At 68.1% G+C, this 19,132-nt stretch carries 21 protein-coding genes and 1 pseudogene; 9 read left to right on the top strand and 13 right to left on the bottom strand.

Annotated elements, in window-relative coordinates:
* Window positions 1-22: 22 nt before the first annotated feature.
* The 3 genes from G6N61_RS16935 to G6N61_RS16925 are packed head-to-tail and all read right to left on the bottom strand — an operon-like array spanning window position 23 to window position 3,544.
* Window positions 23-1,114, bottom strand: a complete 1,092-nt coding sequence (locus tag G6N61_RS16935; RefSeq protein WP_163919561.1) for a tartrate dehydrogenase — start codon at window positions 1,112-1,114, stop codon at window positions 23-25.
* 58 nt (window positions 1,115-1,172) lie between these two features.
* Window positions 1,173-2,189, bottom strand: a complete 1,017-nt coding sequence (locus G6N61_RS16930; protein ID WP_163919560.1) for a CNNM domain-containing protein — start codon at window positions 2,187-2,189, stop codon at window positions 1,173-1,175.
* Window positions 2,186-3,544, bottom strand: a complete 1,359-nt coding sequence (locus tag G6N61_RS16925; protein ID WP_163919559.1) for a hemolysin family protein — start codon at window positions 3,542-3,544, stop codon at window positions 2,186-2,188. Before G6N61_RS16925 ends, G6N61_RS16930 begins: the two co-directional genes overlap by 4 nt.
* A 442-nt stretch (window positions 3,545-3,986) precedes the next feature.
* On the opposite strand from G6N61_RS16925, the gene G6N61_RS16920 reads away from it, so the two are divergent.
* Entirely contained in the window at window positions 3,987-4,967 is a 981-nt protein-coding gene (locus G6N61_RS16920; protein ID WP_235887154.1) for a GGDEF domain-containing protein, read from the top strand.
* Window positions 4,968-4,993: 26 nt separating this feature from the next.
* On the opposite strand, the gene G6N61_RS16915 is transcribed toward G6N61_RS16920, so the two are convergent.
* The 3 genes from G6N61_RS16915 to G6N61_RS16905 form a co-directional block, all read right to left on the bottom strand.
* Window positions 4,994-5,653: an SDR family oxidoreductase gene (locus tag G6N61_RS16915; RefSeq protein WP_163919557.1), complete on the bottom strand. Its 660-nt coding sequence runs from the start codon at window positions 5,651-5,653 to the stop codon at window positions 4,994-4,996.
* 144 nt (window positions 5,654-5,797) lie between these two features.
* Window positions 5,798-6,235: an SRPBCC family protein gene (locus G6N61_RS16910; RefSeq protein WP_163919556.1), complete on the bottom strand. Its 438-nt coding sequence runs from the start codon at window positions 6,233-6,235 to the stop codon at window positions 5,798-5,800.
* A complete protein-coding gene (locus G6N61_RS16905; RefSeq protein ID WP_163919555.1) occupies window positions 6,232-6,564 on the bottom strand; it encodes an ArsR/SmtB family transcription factor in 333 nt (110 codons plus the stop codon). Before G6N61_RS16905 ends, G6N61_RS16910 begins: the two co-directional genes overlap by 4 nt.
* Window positions 6,565-6,689: 125 nt before the next feature.
* On the opposite strand from G6N61_RS16905, the gene G6N61_RS16900 reads away from it, so the two are divergent.
* From G6N61_RS16900 to G6N61_RS16870, 7 genes and pseudogenes are all read left to right on the top strand, one after another.
* Complete coding sequence (locus tag G6N61_RS16900) at window positions 6,690-7,466, top strand: DUF899 domain-containing protein (RefSeq protein WP_163919554.1); 777 nt, start codon at window positions 6,690-6,692, stop codon at window positions 7,464-7,466.
* Complete coding sequence (locus tag G6N61_RS16895) at window positions 7,453-8,121, top strand: maleylpyruvate isomerase family mycothiol-dependent enzyme (RefSeq protein WP_163919553.1); 669 nt, start codon at window positions 7,453-7,455, stop codon at window positions 8,119-8,121. The genes G6N61_RS16900 and G6N61_RS16895 overlap by 14 nt, the downstream gene beginning before the upstream one ends.
* Window positions 8,122-8,270: 149 nt before the next feature.
* Window positions 8,271-8,966, top strand: a pseudogene (locus G6N61_RS16890) (NmrA family NAD(P)-binding protein); the annotation flags it as partial.
* 196 nt (window positions 8,967-9,162) lie between these two features.
* Window positions 9,163-9,693 (top strand): isopentenyl-diphosphate Delta-isomerase, encoded by a 531-nt coding sequence (idi, locus tag G6N61_RS16885; protein WP_163919552.1) that lies wholly within the window; start codon window positions 9,163-9,165, stop codon window positions 9,691-9,693.
* A gap of 86 nt (window positions 9,694-9,779) precedes the next feature.
* Window positions 9,780-10,610 (top strand): LLM class F420-dependent oxidoreductase, encoded by an 831-nt coding sequence (locus tag G6N61_RS16880; protein WP_163919551.1) that lies wholly within the window; start codon window positions 9,780-9,782, stop codon window positions 10,608-10,610.
* A gap of 141 nt (window positions 10,611-10,751) precedes the next feature.
* Window positions 10,752-11,819: a GGDEF domain-containing protein gene (locus G6N61_RS16875; protein ID WP_163919550.1), complete on the top strand. Its 1,068-nt coding sequence runs from the start codon at window positions 10,752-10,754 to the stop codon at window positions 11,817-11,819.
* A gap of 114 nt (window positions 11,820-11,933) precedes the next feature.
* A complete protein-coding gene (locus G6N61_RS16870; protein ID WP_163919549.1) occupies window positions 11,934-13,046 on the top strand; it encodes a GGDEF domain-containing protein in 1,113 nt (370 codons plus the stop codon).
* A 4-nt stretch (window positions 13,047-13,050) separates the two neighbouring features.
* Here G6N61_RS16870 and G6N61_RS16865 read toward each other — a convergent pair whose 3' ends face one another.
* The 5 genes from G6N61_RS16865 to G6N61_RS16845 are packed head-to-tail and all read right to left on the bottom strand — an operon-like array spanning window position 13,051 to window position 16,176.
* Window positions 13,051-13,707 carry an enoyl-CoA hydratase-related protein gene (locus G6N61_RS16865; protein ID WP_163919548.1) on the bottom strand — a complete coding sequence of 219 codons (657 nt, stop codon included), beginning with the start codon at window positions 13,705-13,707 and terminating at the stop codon, window positions 13,051-13,053.
* Between the two features lie 32 nt (window positions 13,708-13,739).
* A complete protein-coding gene (locus G6N61_RS16860) occupies window positions 13,740-14,360 on the bottom strand; it encodes a TetR/AcrR family transcriptional regulator (RefSeq protein ID WP_163919547.1) in 621 nt (206 codons plus the stop codon).
* A 48-nt stretch (window positions 14,361-14,408) separates the two neighbouring features.
* Complete coding sequence (locus G6N61_RS16855; RefSeq protein WP_163919546.1) at window positions 14,409-15,110, bottom strand: 2OG-Fe(II) oxygenase; 702 nt, start codon at window positions 15,108-15,110, stop codon at window positions 14,409-14,411.
* Window positions 15,107-15,697, bottom strand: a complete 591-nt coding sequence (locus tag G6N61_RS16850; RefSeq protein ID WP_163919545.1) for a methylated-DNA--[protein]-cysteine S-methyltransferase — start codon at window positions 15,695-15,697, stop codon at window positions 15,107-15,109. The genes G6N61_RS16855 and G6N61_RS16850 overlap by 4 nt, the downstream gene beginning before the upstream one ends.
* Complete coding sequence (locus G6N61_RS16845; RefSeq protein WP_163919544.1) at window positions 15,694-16,176, bottom strand: RNA polymerase sigma factor; 483 nt, start codon at window positions 16,174-16,176, stop codon at window positions 15,694-15,696. The genes G6N61_RS16850 and G6N61_RS16845 overlap by 4 nt, the downstream gene beginning before the upstream one ends.
* A 159-nt stretch (window positions 16,177-16,335) precedes the next feature.
* Here G6N61_RS16845 and G6N61_RS16840 point away from each other — a divergent pair, with 159 nt between their 5' ends.
* Window positions 16,336-16,818, top strand: coding sequence for a hypothetical protein (locus G6N61_RS16840; protein WP_163919543.1), 483 nt, complete (start codon window positions 16,336-16,338; stop codon window positions 16,816-16,818).
* Here the strand turns inward: G6N61_RS16840 and G6N61_RS16835 are convergent.
* Together G6N61_RS16835 and G6N61_RS16830 are read right to left on the bottom strand one after the other, a co-directional pair.
* Window positions 16,815-17,786 (bottom strand): helix-turn-helix domain-containing protein, encoded by a 972-nt coding sequence (locus G6N61_RS16835; RefSeq protein ID WP_163919542.1) that lies wholly within the window; start codon window positions 17,784-17,786, stop codon window positions 16,815-16,817. The genes G6N61_RS16840 and G6N61_RS16835 overlap by 4 nt on opposite strands.
* A gap of 209 nt (window positions 17,787-17,995) precedes the next feature.
* Window positions 17,996-19,012, bottom strand: coding sequence for a YihY/virulence factor BrkB family protein (locus G6N61_RS16830; RefSeq protein ID WP_163919541.1), 1,017 nt, complete (start codon window positions 19,010-19,012; stop codon window positions 17,996-17,998).
* Window positions 19,013-19,132 lie beyond the last annotated feature (120 nt).

Genomic DNA, 19,132 nt, shown 5'->3' with positions numbered 1-19,132 from the left:
GTCGCACGCCGCCAGGACCGGATCAACGTCCTGCGGTGTTCTCCTCGAGCTGGGCTTGCACGGCCGCGCCGAGGTCGGCGGTCGTCGCAGTGCCACCCATGTCCGGTGTGAGCGTGTCCCCACCGCGTGCCAGTACGTCTTCGACGGCAGTCATCACGGCGTCGGCGGCAGCGGTCTCACCGAGGTGCTCCAACATCATGGAGCCGCACCAGATTTGGCCGATCGGGTTGGCCTTGCCTTGGCCGGCGATGTCGGGAGCCGACCCGTGCACCGGCTCGAAGAGGCTGGGGAAGCGTCGTTCCGGGTTGATGTTCCCGCTGGGGGCGATGCCGATGGTGCCGGTGCACGCGGGACCGAGGTCGGAGAGGATGTCGCCGAACAGATTGCTGGCGACCACGACGTCGAACCAGTCGGGATGCAGCACGAAGTTCGCGGTGAGGATGTCGATGTGGAACTTGTCCACCGCGACGTCGGCGTAGTTGGCGCTCATGGCCTCGACGCGCTCGTCCCAGTAGGGCATCGAGATCGAGATGCCGTTGCTCTTCGTCGCCGAGGTAAGGTGCCGCTTCGGCCGGCGCGCGGCGAGGTCGAAGGCGTACTTCAGGATTCGGTCGACGCCGACCCGGGTCATCACCGTCTCCTGCATGACGACTTCTCGGTCGGTGCCCTCGAACATCTTGCCGCCGACGCTGGAGTACTCGCCCTCGGTGTTCTCGCGCACGACGTAGAAGTCGACGTCGCCGGGCTGACGGCCTGCGAGCGGACTCCGCACGCCGGGCATCAGCTTGACGGGCCTGAGGTTGACGTACTGATCGAAGTGCCGCCGGAACTGCAGCAGGCTGCCCCACAGCGAGATGTGGTCCGGGACCACCTCGGGCCAGCCGACGGCGCCGAAGAAGATGGCGTCGAAGCGGCTCAGTTCGTCGAACCAGTCCGGCGGAAGCATCGCGCCGGTCGTGCTGTAGAACTCCGCGCTGGCGTAGTCGAACCGCTCGTAGTCCAGGGCGAATTCGAAGGCGGCCGCCGCGGTCTCCAGGACGCGAATGCCCTCGGGTACCACCTCTTTGCCGATGCCGTCACCAGGAATCACTGCGATTCGGTGTGTGGTGGTCACGAGCAGAGCCTACGTCGGCCGACCCACGCGGACAACGGTCTCGCGGCAGCCCGCGGCCTCACGTCGTGGTGCTGCTCGCCGGCATGAGGCGGTCCAGCACGTCGGTCAACGTCACGACGCCGGTGGTTCCGGTCGTGTCGTCACGGACTGCGGCCAGGTGGCCCCGGGTATCGCGCATCGTGCGCAGCGCCTCGTACACCGGAATGTGCATCGGGAGCGCGAGCGCGGGACGCATCAGGTCCGCAGCCGTCGAATCCGGTGCAGCCGTGACACTGTCGCGCACGTGCACCACACCCAGCACGCCGCTCTGGTCATCGACGACGAGCAGGCGGAGATGACCCGTTGCACGCGAGACGGATTGGATGTCCGTCGGACCGGCCGTCGGCGCGACGCCGTGAGGTTCCTCGTCCGATACGACGTCGCCGATCGTCAGCCGTTGCAGTTCGAGGGCGCTGATGAGACCCCCGCCGTATCGCTCATCGAGGGTTCCGGTGAGTGTGGAGTGCTCGACGAGATGGCGCAGGGCGTCGGGATCCTGTGCGGAGGCCACCTCGTCGACGGGTGTGACGCCGATCTTTCGCAAGCACCAGTTCGCGGCGCGATTGAGGACGACGAGCAGCGGTCGAGTCACGGTCATGTATGCCCGCATCGGGAGTGCCAGCATGATCGCCGATCGTTCCGGATGCGCGATTGCCCAGGACTTCGGTGCCATCTCCCCGACGACCAGGTGCAGGAACGTCACGATGACCAGTGCCACGACGAATCCGCCGACGTCTGCTGCCCAATTCGGCGCGCCCCATGATCCGATGATTGGTGTAAGCCAGCAGTGCACTGCGGGTTTGGTGACCGCACCCAGTGCGAGCGTGCACACCGTGATGCCGAGTTGCGATCCGGCCAGCAAGACCGAGAGTTCGGTGGTGCTTTGCAGTGCTGCGCGTGCGGATCTGCTCGACGGTGCGGCATCCTCGAGCCGGTGCCGCCGGGCTGCGATCAGCGCGAACTCCACTGCCACGAAGAACGCGCTCGCGGCGATGAGCGCTGTGGTGATCGCGATCAAGGTCAGCGGGTCGTTCATCGGTCGTCCTCCGTCGTCTGCACTGCCACGAAGATGCTTGCCGGAACCCTGTTCTCGACGCGCCGGACCTCCGCAACCAGGCTCCTGCGAGTAGGCGACTGGTCGGAGACCAATTGGGCGGGCTCGATGGGAAGCGGGATCTCGACCCGGCATCCCGTGGCGGGCAGTTCGCCGTACTCGGCGATCACGAGACCGGCGAGGGTCTCGTAATCACCGTCGGGCAGCGACTCGTCGAGCAGTCGCTCCACTTCATCCAGCGCGGTGCGACCGGGTACCAGCCAGCCGTCGGCCTCGGTGACTGCTTCGTCGGTGGTGGTGTCGTGCTCGTCGTCTATTTCCCCTACCAGCTCCTCGGCCAGGTCCTCGATGGTGAGTGCGCCGGCCAGGCCACCGTATTCGTCGATCACGAGCGCCATCTCGTCGTCGGCATTGCGCAACACGCTCAAGACCCTCGGCAGCGGCATCGTCGTTGGTACGACGACGGCGGTGCGGCAGTGCAGGTCGGCCGTGCCGTCGGTGATGGTGGGGTCGAGCAGGTCGAGCAGGTGGATGATGCCGAGCAGTGTGGCGCCATCATCGCCGACCACCGGGTATCTGGTGTGGCCGATTGCCATCGACTCCAGTACGTCCCGGACGGGTTCCGACGCGGTGACGACGTCGATCCGCGAACGGGGAACCATTGCGTGTTCGGCAGTGCGAGTGGGGAAGTCGAGTGTTCGGGCGAGTAGGGCCGACAGTTCGCGGGGCAGCTCGCCGGTGTCTCGAGACACGGCCACGATGTGTTCGAGGTCGCGCGCGGTAGCGGAATGCTCGACGTCGTGGACGGGCTCGATGCGGAGGAGTCTCAACAGCACGTTCGAACTCTGATCGAACAGCCAGATCAGCCAGCCGAACAGGCGCAAGTACCAGGTGGTGGACAGGGCCAACGCACGAGCGACGGGCTCTGGCCGCGCGATCGCCAGGTTCTTCGGGAAGAGTTCTCCGAACAGCATCTGCACGAATGTGGAGAACAGCAACGCAAACGCTGCGCCGACGGCCACCCCCACTCCGGTGGGCACGTTCACGCCGCCAAGCAGAGTGCCGACGCCTTGCCCGATGAGGGGTTCGGCCACGTACCCAACCAGCAGACCGGTAACGGTGATGCCCAGTTGCGCGCCCGACAGCATGAACGACGTGCGGCGGGTTACGGCGAGAGCGCGTTGCGACGCGCCGTCGCCGTCGCTGGCCCTCGCCTTGAGCCGGGACCGATCTACGGCCATGAAGGCGAACTCTTGTGCGACGAAGTAGCCGGTCAGGGCCGTGATGAGGAGCACGACCACTACGCCGAGGGCTACGGCCCCAGCGGCCGTCACCATTCACCCACCTCCGGTCCGCGGTTCGTCTCGGCGGTCCGGGGTGGGATGGGTCTAGGGGGTTCGGCGGTCAAGCGCCTCGTCACTCCTCTTTCCGATGTGGCAACGCGTTCGCGTAGTGGCGCCGAGCATAGCCAAGGCGCAGAGATGTGCAGCTCAAACGGTTGGTGAGCTGACCGCGGTGCCATCTCGATGCGCTGAGGTCGCAACGTGTGGCTCGTGTCACGGCTTTCACGCATTCGGTTTGCGGCCTGGCATCCGACTCAACTGTTCGTAGGTGTACTCGATCAATCGGGGAACAGCACTCATGACCGCGGCTTGGGAACCAACGAGAAGAGACCGCTGGCGGCGCGGTGACGACCACTACTACTGGCTCACGGCGTGCTTGGCGGCGCGTGACTTGCAACACAGGGTCTGCTGGTCGGTGGCGGGCATCGTCCTAGGCTTGGGCTTGGTCGGCCCGATCCTGTTGGCCGGAAGGCTTGGTCCACGGAGTGCGGGCGGTCTGATCGCCGAGGCAGCCGTGGTGGTGAGTTGCGTGGCGATGGCCGTCGTGTGGCTGCGGCCGGGCTGGCCGAGTCGGCGCGCGTCTCAGGCATGCGTAGTGCTGGGGTCGGCGTGCTGTGCGGTGGCGTGCATCGTCGTGCCGGTGCCGTCGCTGGGGATCCTGGGCGTCACGTCCTACGCGGTACTCGGCTCCTACGTCGCCGTGTTCCACTCGCCAAGGCTGCTGGCGTTCACGTGGACGGTCGGGGCGGGCGTCCTGGCCTACCTCTCGATCCGGGTGGCCCAGGTCGATCCCTCCACGGCGGTCGCCACGGTGCTACTCATCGTGATGGTCAACCTGTTCGCGGTATTCGCGTGCCGAATGTTCACGAGGCTGTTCGCGGACGACACCGGGCACCGCGATCTGGAGCCGGTCACCGGTCTATTGAACCGGGATTCGTTCTTCGAGCAGGTCGCCGGACTCATCGGCGCGCGGAGCCGTGATGACGACCGTCGTCTGGCCATGCTGGTGGTCAGCCTGGACGGCTACTCGCTGCTGACCGGATTGCACGGCCCAGCGGCGGTAGACAGAGCCCGCGTCGCCGTCGCCCGCGGACTTCGCGAGACATCACGGCGCGACGCGGTCATCGCCCATACCGGGGATTCGGAGTTCTGGATTGCCGACCTGTTCACCATCGCCGACCCCAACCCACTCGCAGAACGGGTGCGCGGCGTGATCGCCAGCGCACGGCCGGGTTTGACGGCAAGCGTGGGTGTGGTGTGTACCCCGTTGGCGCCGTTGGCCGTTGCGCCGGCATACGACGTCGTCGAGGAACTCTTGACCATTGCGGGTTCCGCCATGGTCGAGGCGCGTGGCGCGGGAGGAAACCAGACGCGTTCGGCCATCGACCCGGGGTTGACGGTACTGCGAGGTGCGTGACCCGTCAGTCGACTTCGACCGACGAGTCAGGCCGTCATCAGGTAGTCGGCGCCGCCGACGTAGACGATGCTGGACGGGTTGGGCCGGTTCGCCGCCTCGACAATCGCGGCGGGGATGAAGGTGCCGTCGACCATGTCGCCGGAGACGACCGTGAAGCGGATGCCCGCATGCTCGAACTCCGAACGCATTGCGTACAGGGCGGTTTCGCCAGCGCGCTTGCTGGCGGCGACTGCCGAGTAGCCCTTCGGGACGGCCTTGTGCGGGAAGAAGTGTGCCTGGTGGCTGGTCACGTAGACGATGCGGCCGCCGACGGGCATCAACGGCATGGCCAGTTGCACCAGGCGCCGCTGCGCGTCGCGGTTGAGCCGCATGGCGTAGCCGGGCTCGGCGCCCAACTCGAGACCGCCAGAGGCGTTGAGGATCAGGGTGTCGAGGCGTCCGAAGCGGGCCGCGATCGCGTCGATCATCGCGGCGGCGTCGGTCTCGTCGGAGATGTCCGCGGCCAGCGTCGAAGCGTGTCCGCCGGCGGCGCGGATGGCGTCCACGATCGCGTTGGCGCGCTTGTCGCGTTCGCGGTAGTTGACCAGAACGTGGGTGTCGGGGTTCGCGAGCTGGCGCGCCACCTCCGCGCCGATGCCGCGCGAGGCTCCGGTGACCAGGACGATTCGCGAAGGTTCGTGTCGCATGTGAGGTTCCTTCCGTCACTGCCGATGCCTACGGCCAGACCATCACCGTACGCCAAGTCTAAGAAAGTTAAGGCGAAGATAAGGTAACAGTAAGGCGGCGGCTCGGGCGTCGTCCCCGGGACCGGCTGTGGCCGCGACCGGTGGTCACCGCCCCTGCAGGAACGCTCCCAGCTGGTCGAACGTGAGCGTCCACCCGTTGTGGAAGTCGTCGAATTCGGTCGACGGAACCAGGGTGTGCTCGATCGACATGAGGGTCTGATCGTCGTCCGCGGGAGCGAAGGTCACCTCGACCACGCTGGTCGCCGTCGGGTCCGGCCAGTTCGAGTTGCTCCAGGTGAAGCGCAGCAGGCGGGGCCGGTCGATCTCGAGGAACCGACCGGTGATCAGCACCGTCCGATCCACGGCGTCGACGTCGAAGCGCACGACGCCGCCGACGTGCGGCTCCACGGTGAGCGCCACGATGCGGTCGGGCCGCGGGCACATCCACTCGCGCAGCGACTCGGGGTCCAGCCACTCGTCGAAGACGACGTCCGGCGGCGCCGGCATGATGCGTCGGACCCGCACCGTCGCCGTCTCGGTCATCGCTTCTCTCGCTTGCGGCGCAGGCGTTCGGACAGTGCGTCCGCACGCGTCGACCAGAACTCCGTCTGGTCGTTCATCCACTGCTGCGCCATGGTCAGGCCCTCCGGTCGCAGTGACAGCCAATGCTCCCGGCCCCTGACCTCGCGCTGGACGAGTCCGGCCGACTCGAGCACGCCGACGTGACGCGAGACGCCTGCGAAGGTCATCGGAAGCGGCGCGGCGAGGTCGGTGATGCGTGCGTCGCCGTCGCGCAGCGTCTCCAGGAGTCGGCGCCGCGTGGGATCGGCGAGCGCGGCGTACGCCCGATCCAAGAGCTGATCTTCAACCACATTGTTGACTATAGCGGGCGGCCGTGGTGTGCTGGGCAGTGAAGTTCAACGGATTCGTTGAACGATTTCAATGGCCGGTGGTCGCCGCCGGAGAACCGTTGCAGCACAGACGAAGGGAGCAACCGATGCAGACGCCCGAGATCGTGTCGGCCGCCGAGTGGGACGCCGCGCACCAACGGATGCTGGTGAAGGAGAAGGAGATGACCAGGGCCCGCGACGCTCTGGCCGCCATGCGGCGACGCATGCCCTGGACACCCGTGGACACCGAGTACGCCTTCGAGGGCCCCGACGGCAGAGTCGGTCTCGTCGACCTGTTCGACGGCCGACGGCAGCTGATCGTCTATCGCGCCTTCGTCGAACCGGGCGTGGAGGGTTGGCCCGAGCACGGTTGCGTGGGCTGCTCGCTGATGGCCGACCACGTCGGCAACCTCGCCCACCTCAATGCCCGTGACACGACGCTCGTCTACGTCTCTCGCGCCGATCAAGCGGACATCGAGCGGATCAAGGCCAAGATGGGTTGGGACATCCCGTGGTATTCGCTCACCGACGACTTCGACGCCGACTTCGGTTGCGACCAGTGGCACGGCACCAACGCGTTCATTCGGACCGCTGGAGACGACGGCGACCAGGTGTACCGCACCTACTTCATCAACGATCGCGGTGACGAGGCATTCGTCGGTACCTGGACCTTCCTCGACGTGACGGCGCTGGGGCGGCAGGAGACCTGGGAGGACTCACCGGACGGTTATCCGCAGACCGCACCGTACGAATGGTGGTGCTGGCACGACGAATACGGGCAGCGAGAGCCGTCGAGGTGGTTCGGCGATCCCGATCCCGACGATCCACACGACCCGCGTCCCCCGCGTCGGACCGAGGGGAGCGACAGCCGTGTCTGTCACTGATCCCCGCCGCGTCGCCGGCCTGTACCAGGACACCAGGCAGCGGATCGTCGCCTTGCTCGACGACCACGGCGACGCGACGTGGGGCGCGCCCGTCCCCGCCTGTCCCGGCTGGTCGGTCGGTGACGTCGTGGCGCACCTGGTCGCCGTCGCCGAGGACTGGGTGACCGGAACGCTGGCCGGCGCTCCCACCGACGAGCAGACGGCGGAACACGTCAGGCGGTTCGCCGGTCACGATCGCGCCGAGTTGTTGGCCAGATGGGCGGCTGCCGGCGCCGAACTCTGTCGTCGCGCGGAAGTCGACGGCCTGATCGCCCCCGTCGGTGACGTCACCAGCCACGAGCACGACATCCGCGGCGCGCTGGGGCGGCCCGGCGAACGTGGCTCGGAGGCCGTGCGCTACTCCTCGGATCAGGTGCTGACCCGGCTGGACACGTCACTACCGCTGTGCGTCACGGTCGAAGACGCCGACTATCGCTGCGGGCCCGACGCAGAGCCCGAATTGCGTTTGAGCACGACACGGTTCGAGGCGTTGAGATGGCGAACGGGTCGGCGCAGTCGTTCCCAAATCTTGGCAATGGACTGGTCGGCGGATCCGACCCCGATACTCGGGGAATTGTGCCTGTTCGGCCCTGCGACCGCAGACCTGATCGAGTGAGATCGTCCTGGCGACAACTGCTTACGGCGATGTGCGGCCACAGTAGGATGGGAGGTGGTCAACCCGGCCGAACGAGGTCCCTGCGACCGACGGAGATCGATTGCTGGTCATAACGGGGCCCTCGGGCAACCTGGCCGGCAGCGCTTTCCGGTGTCGACGTCCTGTTCCTGCTCTTCCCCTTGCCCGGGAATCGCGCGGCCCGCGACGCGATCATCCCGTTCATCGAGGCAGCCCAGCGGGCGGGTTGCCGCCACGTCGTCTACGTCTCGGTGTTCGGAGCCGATCGGGCGCGCTTCATCCCGCATCACCACGTCGAGTCGGCACTGCGGAACAGTTCGATGTCCTGCACCCTGCTGCGGTGCAGCTTCTTCATGCAGAACCTGCACCGCGCCATATCCACTCACGGCGACGACATCGTCGACCACGACGAACTGTTCATCCCGGCGGGCCGGGGCAAGACGACCTTCATCGACGCCCGCGACGCCGCGGAGGTGGCGGCACGCGTCATGACCGATCCCCGCGCGGGTCACGCTGATCGCGTCTACCACCTCACGGGTCCGCGTCCCATCGCGATGAGCGAGGTCGCCGACGAGTTGTCGCGCGTCCTGGGACGACGAATCCGGTACGCCAATCCGAGTCTGATTCGCTTCGCACGCCGACTGAGGCGGCGTGAGGTCGGTTGGGACACCGTGGGATTCATGTGCGCGGTCTACACCCTTACCAAGCTGGGTCTCAACCAGCAGGTGACCGACGACGTACAGCAGATGCTGGGTAGGGCGCCGCGCACGTTGTCCACCTTCTTGGAGGAGTCGGCATGGCGTTGGACGGACAGGGCGTGGACGTGAAGCTCGCGGGCGCCACGTCGTATCGGTGCCTCGGCGATGGCGCGACGTTTGAACCTCGGCCCGTGGGTCACCCAGTGTCCGTATGACGTGATGCTTACGATTTCCCGGCAAGCCGCGACCGTGCTCGTCTCGTCGACGATGATCGGTGGTGACTGGGTTTCGAGAGGGGAGTGGCGTGCCGGTGGGGCAGTCGTCGATGACGGACGTCGAAGAAGTAGTGCTGCTCGCCGACGACGGGACGGTGATCGGCCGGACGGCAAAGGATCGAGTCCACGGCACGGACACTCCACTGCATCTCGCCTTCTCATGCTACCTCTTCGACGCGCGTGGCAACGTGCTGGTCACCCGACGTGCACTGGACAAGCGCACGTGGCCGGGAGTGTGGACGAATTCGTTCTGCGGTCACCCGGCCCCGGGTGAGGACATGGCCGAAGCGGTGCTGCGCCGCGGCGGCCAGGAACTCGGTGTCGCCATGCGGGACCTGCAGTGCGTGTTGCCTGACTTCCGTTACCGCGCAGTCGATTCGAGCGGCACGGTGGAGAACGAAGTGTGTCCGGTGTACTGCGCGATCACCGACGACGACGTGCTGCCCGATCCCGACGAGGTCGCCGAGTACCGCTGGGTCTCGTGGACCGAGCTTCGCAGTGCGGCGACCGTGGGGTGGACCATCAGCCCGTGGGCCAGCACTCAAGTTCCGCTGCTCGAGGCAGCAGGCATACCGCGCTAGACCGCGTCGTGGCCGAGATCTCGTGGCGGGACTAGCTTCGGCCGTTCGGGTGTTGCTCGTCGTGACCACGACAGACAGGGACGCAGATGAATTTCGGCATATCCACATTCGTCACCGACGACGGCATCGACCCGGTATCACTGGCTCGGGCCATCGAAGAGCGCGGCTTCGCATCGCTGGTGATCGCCGAGCACACCCACATCCCGGCGAGCCGGGAGTCGGCCTACCCCGGCGGCGGCGAGCTGCCGTCGATCTACTACCGGACGCTCGACCCGTTCGTGACGCTGGCCGCGGCGGCAGCGGTGACCTCCACCATCGAGCTGTTCACCGGCATCGCCCTGCTGATCCAGCGCGACCCGATCACCACGGCGAAGGAAGCCGCCAGCATCGACCTCATCTCGGGTGGGCGGTTCGTCTTCGGTGTGGGCGCGGGCTGGAACCTCGAGGAACTGCGCAACCACGGGACCGACCCGAAGACGCGCGGCGCACTGCTCGACGAGCGCATCGAGGCGATCAAGGCCCTGTGGACGACCGAACCAGCCGAGTACCACGGCAGATTCGTCGACTTCGATCCGTCCTACCTGCGGCCCAAGCCCGTCCGTCGGCCGCACCCACCGATCTACATCGGAGGCGACTCCGACGCGACGGTGAAGCGGGTCGTCCGCCACGACGCCGGCTGGATCTCCAATCCCCTGCCCGTGGAGAGGCTGTCCGCCCGCATCGACCAGATGCGCCAAGGCGCCGGGCACGACGTCCCACTCGCGATGTTCGGCGCACCGGTCGAGCACGACTACTGGCGTGCGACGGAGGAACTCGGCTTCGATCAACTGGCCCTCATCCTGCCCACCAAGCCGCTCGACGAGTCGCTGCGACTGCTCGACGACTACGCCGCGAAGGTGCAGCGCTACCGCGGGTAGCCGTCGATTTCGCCACGCCCGCCGGACGGGCCGCTGTAGGCTCGGTGACGATTTGCCGGCGCCCTCGGCGCGGCTGCGAATCCAGTGAGCAACACGAGCCCGGGGGGGATTACGACGGCCGCGTCATCCAATAAGCGGTCGATGCGCGCCAGCTACTACGAATGGATCAGCGACTACCTCGCTGCACGCCGGATGGCCGGCGCGGTCCGGCTGATGATGGCGTTCATCGCCATGTCCTTCGCGCTGTGTCTCTTCGCGTTGCTGCGCAGTCCGGATGGCCCCCAAGGCGGCGTGCCCGTGGCCATGATGTGGACGGCGCTGACAACGGGCGTCGCAAGCGCAGTGCTGTGGGCATGGCGCTGGCCATCGCGCTGGCAGTCGCTGACGTTCTCAGTAGCGACGAACGCGTCGGTCGCGCTGGCATGTCTGTCGTTCCCGAACCCCCAGGGCGCACTGACCGGCTGCATCGCGTTCGCCACCACCGGCGCCTTCATCGCGTTCTTCCACTCCACCGCTCTGGTGCTGTACAACTTCGCCGTCGCCGCGACGGTCGCCGTCATCGCCGCCGTACGGGTTGCCGAGTCGGGCCACCTCGCGATCGCGGCCGTCGACCTGTTCCTCGTCGCACAGATCAACATCGCCATGCCGGTGGCCATCCACGTGCTGATGCGCGCCCTCGGCGGCGACCTCGAGCAGGCGGACCAGGACCCGCTGACCGGGCTGCTCAACCGGCGCTCGTTCCAGCTGCACACCCTGAAGATGCTCAAGGCCGATTCGGCGGTCTCGGGGCGCTACCTGGTGGTCGCGATGGTCGATCTCGACGACTTCAAGCGCATCAACGACACCCGCGGCCATCAGGCGGGCGACGACGCCCTCGTCGCCGTCGGCAGCGCGCTGAGCGCGGCGTTCCTCGACGCGACCGCGGTAATCGCCCGGACCGGCGGCGAGGAGTTCAACGTCGCGGTGGTGAGCGAGACGCCCGACCCGCAGCCGATCGCGAGCCAGGTGTGCCAGGCGATCGCAGGCCTGCCCGAGGGGGTTACGGCCAGCGTCGGTACCGCGTGCGCGGACATCGAATCGCTACCCGGTGACGGCACCCGGCTCCGGATGAGCCTGAATCGCCTCGTCGCAGCAGCCGACGAAGCGATGTACTCGGCAAAGCGCGCGGGCGGCAACAGGTATCACCACTTCGACGATCAGCTGCTGTAGGCGCGGACGTCTGGAGCACCTGACATTCGACGGGGAGGGCAATTGAGCGCCTTGTACCGTCGATGTGGTGTGTTGCGGTTCGACCGGGTCTGCGCGCGTCCGGGGCGGTGACGGATGACGGCGCGGAGCGCATGGCGGCGCGACGGTGACCACTACTACTGGCTGACGGCATTCCTTGCGGCCCGCGACCTTCAGCAGCGCACCTGTCGGACGGTCGCCGCGTGCATCCTCGGTCTGGGATCGATCGGCCCCATCCTGTCGATCGGGATGCTCGGGCCCAAGAGCGTTGGCGGCGTCGTCGCCGAAGTCGTCGTGGTGTGCTGTTGCGTCGCAATGTCCATGCTGTGGCTGAGGCCAGGCTGGCCCAGCCGGCGCGCATCGCAGGCCTGCGTCGTCGTCGGCACCGTGTGCATCGCGGTCGCGTGCGTCATCGTGCCGTCCCATTCGCTCGGGATCCTGGGGGCGACGTCGTATGCCGCGCTTGGCGCGTTCGTCGCGGTGTTCCACTCCCTGCGGCTGCTGGCGTTCACGTGGACCGTCGGGGCAGCCGTCACGGTGTACCTCGCGGTGTGGCTGGCAGAGGTCGACGTGTCGATGGCCGTCGCGACCGCGCTGCTGATCGTGCTCGTGAACGTCTTCGCGGTGTTCGCCAGTCGCATGGGCGTCCGGCTGATCGCCCACGATGCCGCGCACGGCGACCTCGAGCCGGTCACCGGTCTGCTGAACCGCGACGGCTTCTACGAGCAGGTCGCCGGTCTCATCGGCGCCCGGAGTCGCGACGACGACCGGCGCCTCGTCGTGCTGGTGGTCAACCTCGACGGCTACTCGCTGCTGGCCAGTGTGCGGGGCCCCGCCGGGGTGGACAGTGCCCGGGTCGCGATCGCCCGCAGCCTGCGCGAGACCGCGCGTCGCGATGCCGTCATCGCCCACACCGGCGACGCCGAGTTCTGGATCGCAGACCTGTTCACCAATGCCGACCCCAACCCGCTCGCCGAACGCGTCCGCGGCGCGATCGCCAGTTCCCCACCCGCGCTGACCGCCAGCGTGGGCGTGGTCTGTACGCCGCTGGTGCCGTTGGCCGCCGCACCCGCGTACGACGCCGTCGAGGAGCTGCTCACCATCGCCGTCACCGCGATGTTCGAGGCACGCGCAGCCGGTGGCAATCAGACGCGCGCCGCCATCGACCCGGCGCTCAGCGTGTTGAGGAGCCCGGCCCGCGACGACTGAGGGCCTACTGCTCGACGCGCAGCGCGTCGGTCACCGCCGCATACATGGTGGTCTTGATGGCGCCGAGCGTGCCCTGATCCTTCCCGAGAATCGGCTGCACTCGGTCGACGGCAGCGCCGACCAGGTCGGCCTCCGGTGCGGTTCCGTCGACGATCCCGGCGACGTGCGCCTCCTCGCCGCCGTAGCGGTGGCCGGTCGTCATGGCGGTGACCGCGGTCTGCGGTAGCAACTTGGCCTGGATGAGGGCGGCCATCCCCGGAGTGAAGGGGATGTTGATGTCCACCTCGGGGAAGCAGAAGTAGCCGCGGTCGTTGCGCATGAACCGGTAGTCGTGGGCCACGGCCAGCATCGACCCCGCGCCGAAGGCATGGCCGTTGATGGCAGCGACCGTGGGTAGCGGGAACGTCAGAATCCGGGAGAACAGACTCTGCACCCGGCCGACGTACCACTGCAGTCGGTCGCCGTGGGCGCCGAGCCACTCGAGGTCCAGGCCGTTGGAGTAGAACTTTCCGACGCCGGTGGTGATCAGTGCCTGCGCGTTGGCCACGACGTCGTCCAACTGCGCGTCGACGGCGTCGAGCCAGTCGGGGGAGAAGCGGTTCTCGTCCTCGCCGAGGGTCAGCACGGCGATCGTGTCCTGGTACTGCAGGGTCGAGGTCATGTCGGTTCCTTCTGGGTCGTGATCGGTCTGGTCTAGCGGGTGGACGGCGGGATGGTCAGTACTGCGCGGACTGCCGCGGCGAGCCGGTCTCGTGCTGCGCGATCGCCAATCCGGTTGCCCCGCAACAGCAGTGCGGTGGGCAGGTGGACGACGCAGTCACGGACGAGTGCGAGGGCGCGCTTGTCCTCGCGGTCCCAGAGACGAAGCGCCAACCCGACGAAGATCGCACCGAGCGCGTCGTCGAGCCTGCGTAGCTCGTCGGCGACGTCGGCAGGCACGTCTCCCGACCGGAGGAGTTCCTCGCGCCGAACGGTGAGCAGGAATCGAGCCGACGTCGGGTTCTGCTCGAGGAACCACGCGGGACACAGCGCGGCGGCGACGACGGCCTCCGTTGCATCCCCGTCCGTGTCGGCTTCGCCCAGGGCCTGCTCCACGGCGGTGCGTTGGAGTTCGAGGAACCGCTCCGCCGCTCGCACCCACGCCCGGCCGAGCAGGCCCGCCCGCGTCCCGAATGCGTGATAGAGCGCGCCGTTCGACACCGAGGTCGCTTCCGACAGCGCGCGGATCGTCACGGCGCCAGGCCCTTCGGCGACTGCTAGTCGCTCGGCGACGTCGAGCACGTGCTCGAGGTCGTGCACCCGCGGCCGTGGCATCGCAGAACCATAACAGAGCGGGTGCTCTGGAATGGCGGCCCCGGTGGGTCAGGCGGCGTCGTGGAACACCAGCCCGAGCGTGAACCGCAGGCCGGAACGCACCGTCGACACGCCGTGACGTACCGGGGCCGCCGACCATCCGCGACTGGACCGCACTGGCCGCTCACGGGTGGTGAACACGAAGCCGTGGCCGCGGGGAATCGTGAACGACGATCCGCGTGATTGCGCGCGGGGGCGCTGCTCGAGGAGCAGGAACTCCCCGCCGGTGTGGTCGACGCCCGGTTCGCTCAGGTTGACGACCACCTGCAACGGAAAGATCATGTCGCCGTATAGATCTCGATGGAGTGCGTTCCAGTCTCCCGGACCGTACTTCAGCAGGATCGCCGTGGACTTCGTCTGCCCGGCCGCATGGCAGGCGGCCAGCCAGCCGTCGAGGTGATCGGGCCACGGCGATGGACGCCCCAGCCTGGCCCACCAGTCCCTGGCGATGGGCAGCAGGCGCGGATAGAGCGCCTGCTTGAGCCGCTCGAGCGGCTCTGGGTAGGGCGTGGCGAAGTACTTGTATTCACCCGAGCCAAACCGGTAGCGCGCCATGTCGACGGTGCTGCGGAACCGGTCGGCCTCGTACTCGGCGCGCAGCTCGGCGGCCTCGGACGGCGGCGGCAGCAGGGCTCCGCCGTGTTCGTCGACGTCGGCCGTGATCGCCTGCCAATCGGCGTCGGCAACCCGTTGCGCCCACGCGTCGGTCATGCCGCCCGCTCCAGCGTCAGCAGTGTGGTCTTGGCTTGCGGTCCGCCCACGTAGCCGCCGAGGCTGCCGTCGCTGCGAAGCACGCGATGGCACGGCACGACCACCGGCAGCGGGTTGGTGGCGCATGCGCTGCCCACCGCGCGGACGGCCTTTGGATTCCCGACTGCCGCCGCGACCTCGCCGTACGTGGCGGTGTGGCCGTAGGCGATGTCGGGCAGCCAGCCCTGCACGGTTCTGCGGAATCCTGCGGACAGGGCGTGGTCGAGGCGTAGGTCGAACGCCCGTCGGTGGCCGGCGAAGTACTCGTCGAGCTGGCGGGCTGCGTCGTCGAGTCGCGCCGGGCTGCGCAGGATCCGGGGGCTCAGCCGCTCGGCGAGGGTGCCGAGCACCGCGTCGAAGTCCTCGCGCTCGTAGGCGACCCGCACCAGCCCGGCATCCGTCGCTGCGAGCAGCAGGGGGCCCACCGGCGTGTCGACGGTGCGGTAGGCGACGTCGAGTAGTCCGTCGCGTCGGGCGGCCTCGACCACCCGGTCGTGCAGGGCGTCGAGTGCCCGGGGATCGATGGGGAACAGTTCGGTGGCGTTCATGGCGTGTCCTTCGAGTGGTCGGCGAGTGCGCTTCGCAGCGCCTTGATGCCGTCGGCGGCGGCACGGCGTACCGCTGCGGGCGTGCTGCCCGTCAGCTCGGCCGTCTCGGTGTGCGGCAGTCCGCCGAGATAGTGGTAGGCGACGGCAAGGCGCTGTCGCTCCGGCAGTTTCGCGACGACGTGCCACACCTCGGCGTCGTCGGTGACGGTGGGCTCGCGGTCCGGGACCGCCGCGCTGGGGATGGCGCGGCGTGCCCGTGCGCGGATGACGTCGACGGCCTTGCGCTGCGCGACCCGGACCAGCCACGCCTCGACGTTGGTGTCGTCGGCGAGGTCCGGCCACCGCCGCAGCGCGGAGAGGAACGCCTCGGAGTAGGCGTCCTCGGCGTCGGGGCCTGGTCCGAGCACCGCGGTGCACACCCGCAGCACGGTCGGCCCGTGGTCTGCCATCGCCCGCTCGAACGGAATCTTCGTCGTCATCACCCCGTAGACGCACCGGCCGCCCCGAACGTGAGGTGGACGGCGTCAGGATATGCGCGCGGTGTCGGGCGCCGGACGTGTGCACCGGAGGAAACGAAGGCATCGCGGTTCGGTATCAACGCTCGCGTAACCGGACCGTCCGTGGTCTGGTGGACGGTGATGTCTTGCTTCCGAATTCCCTTGGCCGCCGCGGCGGGTCTGACCCTTCTGGCGCTCGGTGTCCCCTCCGCAGCCGCGGCGCCGGACTTCGACGATCAGGGCTACCTCGATTCGACGGCCCGGTGCAGCTCGACGAACACCGCGATCGAGTTCGGCAGCACCGAGGCCTCGCGCGTGGCGATCTGTGCGGGCCCCGATGGGGACTATCAGTACCGCGGCGTGCGGGTGCGCGACGGCGCGAGACTGATCCTGTCCGCCGAGCGGACCGACAGCGGGGCGTTCGTCGCGGAGAACGAGGGCGTCGAGTACACCGTTGCCGCGAAGTCCTTGATCATCAGCATCGGTGAGAAGGTCATCCGCGAGGAACCGTGGGTCGACTTCCACACCCCGGGCAGCACCACCTCTACGACACCCTCGACGTCGCCGACCAAGACCGCGCCGCTGCCCCCACCGCTGCCCGCCGAGGAAGGTGGCGGCGGCTAGGCCGAGCGCTCGGCGAAGCAGTTGCGATAGTCGCTCGGCGTCGTCTTCACGCTGCGTCCGAAGTGGTGGCGGTAGGTCACGGGTGACTCGAACCCCACCCGCGCGGCGACCTGCTCGATCGACAGCGACGACGACTCCAGCAGCGCCAGGCTGGCCTGAATGCGTTGCTCGATCAGCCACTTGATCGGCGTGGTGCCGGTGGCACTGGCGAACTGGCGGAGGTAGGTCCGCCTCGACATCGACGAACGGCCGGCCATCTCGTCCAGGGTGATCGGGCGATCGAGGTGTTCCAGCGCCCACTCCATGCTGGCCGCGATGCGGCCGTCCGTCGTCGGCTCGGGCACCGGGCTGTCGACGAACTGGGCCTGACCGCCGGCCCGGTGCGGCGCGACCACCAGGCGCCGCGCCACGTCGTTGGCCACCTTGGCCCCGTGGTCCGATCGCACCAGATGCAAGCAGAGGTCAAGTCCCGCAGCACATCCCGCGCTGGTGAGCACCGATCCCTCGTCGACGTACAGCGGTGCGGGATCGACGGTCACCATGGGGTGGCGCGTCCTGAGCAGGTCGGCGTAGATCCAGTGGGTGGTGGCCGAACGCCCGGCGAGCACGCCCGCGGCGGCCAGTGCGAACGCGCCGGAGCAGATCGACACCAGCCGGGCGCCGCGGTCGTGCGCCGCGCGGATCGCCTCGAGCAGCTCCGGTGAGGGCGGCACGTTCACGTCGCGGACGCTCGGGATGATGACGGTGTCGGCGGCCGCGAGGTCCGACAGTCCGTACGGAGTCGTCAGCGTCGCGCCGCCGATCATCCCGATCTCGGGCGTCTCGGCGCACAGTCGCACGGTGTACCAAGGCCGCGCGATGCCTGCCGAGAACGCCTCGGACAGCTCGGTCATGCCGAAGATCTCCGCGGCGAGACCGGATTCGAAACCCGACATCCGGTCGTAGGCGAGGATCGACACCGTGTGCATGGCACTATCTTAGCGATACGCGGCGCTAGGGCCACTCGTTCACGCGCTCCAGCAAGGCAAAGCTGGAGTCATGCTCAACGAAACCCGCCTCGTGTCCTTGCGCCGCAACGCGCTACGAACCATGGTCCGCTTCGCCGCTGGTGTTCACGCCGCGAACGGGGTGGCACACGGCGTGCCGCCGACTCCAGGCTCGCCTGCAAGCGCGCCGATCACTTCGACGGATCGGCCGTCTCGGCGTCGTGCTGCACCGCGTCATCCGTCGACACCGGGTCGCGCTGCGGATCGAAGCGCACGCTGACACGCTGAAAGCCCTTGACGCGCTCGGCTTTTGCCTTGCGCGCGTAGGTCTTGCGGTCGGCCGGCGTGAGGTCGACGTGATCGGTGAACGGGGTCAGCAGCGCACGCGGGTGTAGCCGGTCGACCTTCACCACGTTGATCTCCGCGCACATGACGAGGCTCACCGAGACCAGGAACAGGAACGCCAGCAGGCCAAGCACCAACGCGAAGACGCTGTTGGTGGCGCTGGCGTTCTTGGTGACGTGCGAGACGTAGCTCGCGCCGAACGACTGGAGCAGCTGCCAGATCACCGCGGCCGTCAGCGCACCCGGCAGCACCTGGCGGTAGGTCAGGTGGCGCGCGGTGGTCACCCGGAAGGCATACAGGCAGATGACCGCGTTGATGGCGACCGCCGCCACGATGAGGACCGCCTTGCCGAACCAGCCGAGTGACTCCGTCGCGCGGCCTGCCGCCGACAACCCGGTTGCGGTGAAGGCGGCCGTGCCCAGGACGAGGAGCAGCACCAGGCTGCGCAACCGCGACCGGATCGGGTCGCGCCGGTCGTTGCGCGGCACCGCCCACACCGTGTCCATGGCGTTCTGCACGGCCTGCCCGACGCCGAGGCCGCCGTAGATCGCGCCGGCGATGCCGACGACGACGGCGACGGTGCCGCCGCTGAGCTGCTCGGGACGCTCCAGCTGACTGCCGATGACGGGGAACTGCGTCAGCGCCGTCTGCAGAACCTGCTGCTGCAGGTCGGGGTGGCCGGCGAGGACGACGCCCAGGGCGGTCGTCAGGAGCAGGAGCAGGGGGAACAGCGAGACGAACGCGTAGTAGGTGATGAGCGCGGCGAGATACCCGCCCTGATCGTCGACGTACTTGTACACGACTCCGACCGCGAAGCCGATGCCGCGGTGTCGCCGCTGCAGCCTGTCGAGCCACTCCACCACGTCCGGCGCTCCACTTCCGAGGTGCCTCGATTGGCGGAACCGCTCAATCGCGCCCGAAGTACCCCGCATCAGCCTCGCTCAATCGCGAGCGTGGGGGCTGTGCACGCAAAACGGGCCGCA

Source organism: Mycolicibacterium arabiense (genome assembly GCF_010731815.2).
Lineage (GTDB): Bacteria > Actinomycetota > Actinomycetes > Mycobacteriales > Mycobacteriaceae > Mycobacterium > Mycobacterium arabiense.
This window is presented reverse-complemented; position numbering and strand designations above follow the sequence as displayed.

What these genes read in the sequence shown, in the direction of transcription:
- G6N61_RS16930 (WP_163919560.1), bottom strand. Translation starts at nt 2,189, where the DNA reads ATGAACGACCCGCTGACCTTGATCGCGATCACCACAGCGCTCATCGCC.
- G6N61_RS16925 (WP_163919559.1), bottom strand. Translation starts at nt 3,544, where the DNA reads ATGGTGACGGCCGCTGGGGCCGTAGCCCTCGGCGTAGTGGTCGTGCTC.
- G6N61_RS16915 (WP_163919557.1), bottom strand. Translation starts at nt 5,653, where the DNA reads ATGCGACACGAACCTTCGCGAATCGTCCTGGTCACCGGAGCCTCGCGC.
- G6N61_RS16910 (WP_163919556.1), bottom strand. Translation starts at nt 6,235, where the DNA reads ATGACCGAGACGGCGACGGTGCGGGTCCGACGCATCATGCCGGCGCCG.
- G6N61_RS16900 (WP_163919554.1), top strand. Translation starts at nt 6,690, where the DNA reads ATGCAGACGCCCGAGATCGTGTCGGCCGCCGAGTGGGACGCCGCGCAC.
- idi (WP_163919552.1), top strand. Translation starts at nt 9,163, where the DNA reads ATGACGGACGTCGAAGAAGTAGTGCTGCTCGCCGACGACGGGACGGTG.
- G6N61_RS16880 (WP_163919551.1), top strand. Translation starts at nt 9,780, where the DNA reads ATGAATTTCGGCATATCCACATTCGTCACCGACGACGGCATCGACCCG.
- G6N61_RS16875 (WP_163919550.1), top strand. Translation starts at nt 10,752, where the DNA reads ATGCGCGCCAGCTACTACGAATGGATCAGCGACTACCTCGCTGCACGC.
- G6N61_RS16870 (WP_163919549.1), top strand. Translation starts at nt 11,934, where the DNA reads ATGACGGCGCGGAGCGCATGGCGGCGCGACGGTGACCACTACTACTGG.
- G6N61_RS16865 (WP_163919548.1), bottom strand. Translation starts at nt 13,707, where the DNA reads ATGACCTCGACCCTGCAGTACCAGGACACGATCGCCGTGCTGACCCTC.
- G6N61_RS16860 (WP_163919547.1), bottom strand. Translation starts at nt 14,360, where the DNA reads ATGCCACGGCCGCGGGTGCACGACCTCGAGCACGTGCTCGACGTCGCC.
- G6N61_RS16855 (WP_163919546.1), bottom strand. Translation starts at nt 15,110, where the DNA reads ATGACCGACGCGTGGGCGCAACGGGTTGCCGACGCCGATTGGCAGGCG.
- G6N61_RS16850 (WP_163919545.1), bottom strand. Translation starts at nt 15,697, where the DNA reads ATGAACGCCACCGAACTGTTCCCCATCGATCCCCGGGCACTCGACGCC.
- G6N61_RS16845 (WP_163919544.1), bottom strand. Translation starts at nt 16,176, where the DNA reads ATGACGACGAAGATTCCGTTCGAGCGGGCGATGGCAGACCACGGGCCG.
- G6N61_RS16840 (WP_163919543.1), top strand. Translation starts at nt 16,336, where the DNA reads ATGTCTTGCTTCCGAATTCCCTTGGCCGCCGCGGCGGGTCTGACCCTT.
- G6N61_RS16835 (WP_163919542.1), bottom strand. Translation starts at nt 17,786, where the DNA reads ATGCACACGGTGTCGATCCTCGCCTACGACCGGATGTCGGGTTTCGAA.